Here is a 2817-nt window from a genome sequence, read left to right as displayed (position 1 = left end):
GGGTGACGGCGGACGCCGGTTACGGCTACAGCAAGGGCTGGCGGCACGAGCTGGAACAGGCCGATGTCTTCCATGTCATGGCCACCACCCGGCACTCGGAGAGTGTCGCCGGCTCCGTGGATGATCACGGAGGCCGCGCAGGCGCTGGCCCGAGCGACGGCCGTCGGTGGGCGGGTGGGCGCGTCGAGGCCGCCCACATCGAGGGACTCGCCCGGATCGGGGCCCCGCCAGTCTTCGCATCCGTCGAGCGGACGGACTCAAGTCGGTGCTGCTCACCGAGGGTCCGGATATGGCTGGAGCGGGGTACCGGCACCTACTGATGCCCGTACGTCTCGCGAGCTGAGGGCCCGACCGTGTGCGGGGGCGAGAGCGGTGCTCCCGCCCCCGCACCTTCCGGGATGCCCCGTGTTCTTCACCTTCGTTCCGGTCGTTGAGCTCTTCATCGTTGGCTTCGTCCACTCTCCGCCGTCACGACCCCGCCCCCGGCCCTGGAGGCGGAAATGCCGTATACCGAGGCCGAGATGGAGGACGCCATGGGCTGTCTCCTCGCCTGCATGGCGCCACTCGCCCGACGTACAGGCTGGAAGGTCGAAGAGATCATCGAGTCCGACATCTTGGCCTGCTCGCCCTCGCGTACGTCGCGGCCCTGCGCACCGACCCGCCGCTCCCCAAAGTCGGCCCGGCCATGGAACTCGACACCCGCGCGTTCTCCCTCTACGTCCGCATGCTCGGCTCCGCTCCCCAGGGGTTCGACGACGTCACCGACCTGATCGTCCTCGACAGCATCCAGTGGTGCCGCCCGGCACTCGACGGCGCCGCCCAGCGCCGCGCCCTGCGACTCGTCCAGGACTGACCCGCATCGGGGCGCAGCTTGCCCGCTGCGCCCCTCTTGCGGTGGGGGAGTGGCATCCCCGCCGCCACCGAGAACGATCAGTGCATGTTTGAGTACGCCGCTACTGTTTGGCTGTCGTCGTCCGGGGTGATCCCGGGCTGAATAAGGGGTGGGAAAGTGGAGAAGACCTGGTTCGAAGAGGTGTTCCGCAGGAGACCGCATCCGGTGCTGCGTCTGCTGGGCAACCTGGTGCTCTGTGTGGTCCAGTTCGTCTTCGTAATCGCCGTGATCACGCAGTTCGATAGTGCGTGGCGATGGCTTGTTGTCCCGGTGGGGCTCTGGGCGATGGTGGCCGATGGCCGGGGCGTGGCCTTGGCGGTGCAAGACCTTCGGCGGCGCGGCGCCGCCCCGGTGCCGGAGTGATACGAGCTTGCGCTGGCTGACCGCCTCGGCCACGGCCAGTATCACGAGCTCAATCCGGTACCGGCCGCCCGTAGAGGGGGACACGGCCCGGACCTCGGCCGGGTTGGCCAGCGCCATTTCCGCCGCGCCAGGGTCGAAGCTTAGCGTGGAGTGCCAGGGCCGGCGGGCGGGTGTTACTGAGGTTGAACTCGGGATGTCGTGCTGCTGATCAGGCAGATCGGATGGTCAGGCCGGTCTCGGTGAGACAGCCGTCTATGAGGTGGGTGCGGTACTGGATGTGCCGCAGGCCGCGCCGGACGGTCTGGACGAGGTGTTCCGGGGTGCTGAAGGCGACGTTCGAGAGCCATCCGCGACGTAGGAGTGACCAGATGCCTTCGACGGGGTTGAGGTCGGGGGCTTAGGGCGGCAGGTAGTAGATGGTCAGCCAGTCGCGGGTTTCGGCGAACTCTCTCAAGCCGGCGGCCTTGTGGACGTTGAGGTTGTCCCAGATGAGCACGATCCTGCTCAACTCGCTAAAATAAATGCTCAGTCACAGCAGGACGGCCGGCGTCATCCTGATGGGCTTGCCGCATCTTTCTGATCTGCCGTCCTCCCACGGCGCGGCGTGATTCTCCGTACGCCGCACCGTGCGTACTCCTGAGGGCGGTCTTTACGGTGCCTCGTTCCACTCTTCGGCCAGTACGAACTTATATCCGAGATCATTGGCGGCGCTTGTCAGCGCCCCCTTAAGGTCCTCCCGCGCTGCATCCATTTCACCTATTAGCCCTTTTAGGAACTCAAGGAATTTCCGCCTCCGGAGAAAAGTCCACTCAAAATTAGACAGATCTGTTTGCGTTTGACTGAGAACCTTTGCGTATTCGTACCAGGACGCTTGGACCTGGGGATATGACGCGCCAACGCTGCGTGCGATGTCATGACAGGTGGACTGTTGATACCAGTGGATCGCCCCGAACATCGATCGAGGTGTCGCTTTCGTGCTCTCGGCAATGCTGTAGAGCCTGTGCAGTTCGAGCACGTGGAGACGGGTCTCATTACGCAAGACAACCAGGCGATCAAAAAGGGCATCTCGGCGAGACTTTTCTTCCTCTTTCAGCTCCTGAATTCTCTCCTTGTCATGTTTTTTCGCTTCGATTCTATCGTTCTCGAATCGATTGATCTTGCCTGTTCTCCTGGGTGCCATCCAGGCCACGAACGCGCCAATTAGGGCACCCAATAGTGCAGCGAATGGGACAAGTGGATCCATGGAATGTTCCCCTATTCGGCCGCTCTGCGTGTGGGGGGTAAGCGCATTCTGCCCGAAGGAGTGGAACATGATGCGTTCCTTGAGGTTGATTTGCGGTTCGACCGTGCAGGTTCCACCCAGGGAGGAGCGCGGCTGGTCGTGGACTCGCCGGCTTCAGTCTTCCTGGCCCGCTGCAGGTCCGCGTACGCCGCGGCGTGCATCGTCGCCATCCGGCCGTACGCCTTAGAAGTCATCTCATTTGGTGAGTCTGCGGTAGCAGATGAGGGTGCAGGCGATGCTTGTGAAGGCGAGGAAGTGCTCGGCTTTGCGCTCGTAGCGT

4 protein-coding genes and 2 pseudogenes are annotated in these 2817 nt (G+C 63.6%); 4 read left to right on the top strand and 2 right to left on the bottom strand.

Annotation, left to right across the window (positions count from 1 at the left end; translation table 11 throughout):
- From ACFWBQ_RS38290 to ACFWBQ_RS38280, 3 genes and pseudogenes are all read left to right on the top strand, one after another.
- A pseudogene (locus tag ACFWBQ_RS38290) lies at nt 1–187 on the top strand (IS701 family transposase); the annotation flags it as partial.
- A gap of 498 nt (nt 188–685) precedes the next feature.
- Nucleotides 686–853 (top strand): hypothetical protein, encoded by a 168-nt coding sequence (locus tag ACFWBQ_RS38285; protein WP_385508665.1) that lies wholly within the window; start codon nt 686–688, stop codon nt 851–853.
- 156 nt (nt 854–1009) lie between these two features.
- Complete coding sequence (locus tag ACFWBQ_RS38280; protein ID WP_385508663.1) at nt 1010–1255, top strand: hypothetical protein; 246 nt, start codon at nt 1010–1012, stop codon at nt 1253–1255.
- Nucleotides 1256–1463: 208 nt separating this feature from the next.
- Here the strand turns inward: ACFWBQ_RS38280 and ACFWBQ_RS38275 are convergent.
- Nucleotides 1464–1754: pseudogene (locus ACFWBQ_RS38275) on the bottom strand (transposase); the annotation flags it as partial.
- A gap of 150 nt (nt 1755–1904) precedes the next feature.
- Nucleotides 1905–2498, bottom strand: coding sequence for a hypothetical protein (locus ACFWBQ_RS38270; RefSeq protein WP_385508661.1), 594 nt, complete (start codon nt 2496–2498; stop codon nt 1905–1907).
- 3 nt (nt 2499–2501) lie between these two features.
- Between ACFWBQ_RS38270 and ACFWBQ_RS38265 the strand changes: the two genes are divergently transcribed.
- Nucleotides 2502–2817: hypothetical protein (locus ACFWBQ_RS38265; RefSeq protein ID WP_385508659.1), on the top strand; the 316-nt coding region annotated here is incomplete at its 3' end.

The organism is Streptomyces sp. NPDC060035 (assembly GCF_042736635.1).
Lineage (GTDB): Bacteria > Actinomycetota > Actinomycetes > Streptomycetales > Streptomycetaceae > Streptomyces.
The sequence above is the reverse complement of the archived record's forward strand: the minus strand, read 5'-3'. Positions and strand labels throughout refer to the sequence as shown.

Bases quoted from the DNA above. Each gene is read 5' to 3' on its own strand.
- ACFWBQ_RS38285 (WP_385508665.1), top strand. From the start codon at position 686: ATGGAACTCGACACCCGCGCGTTCTCCCTCTACGTCCGCATGCTCGGC.
- ACFWBQ_RS38270 (WP_385508661.1), bottom strand. From the start codon at position 2,498: ATGGATCCACTTGTCCCATTCGCTGCACTATTGGGTGCCCTAATTGGC.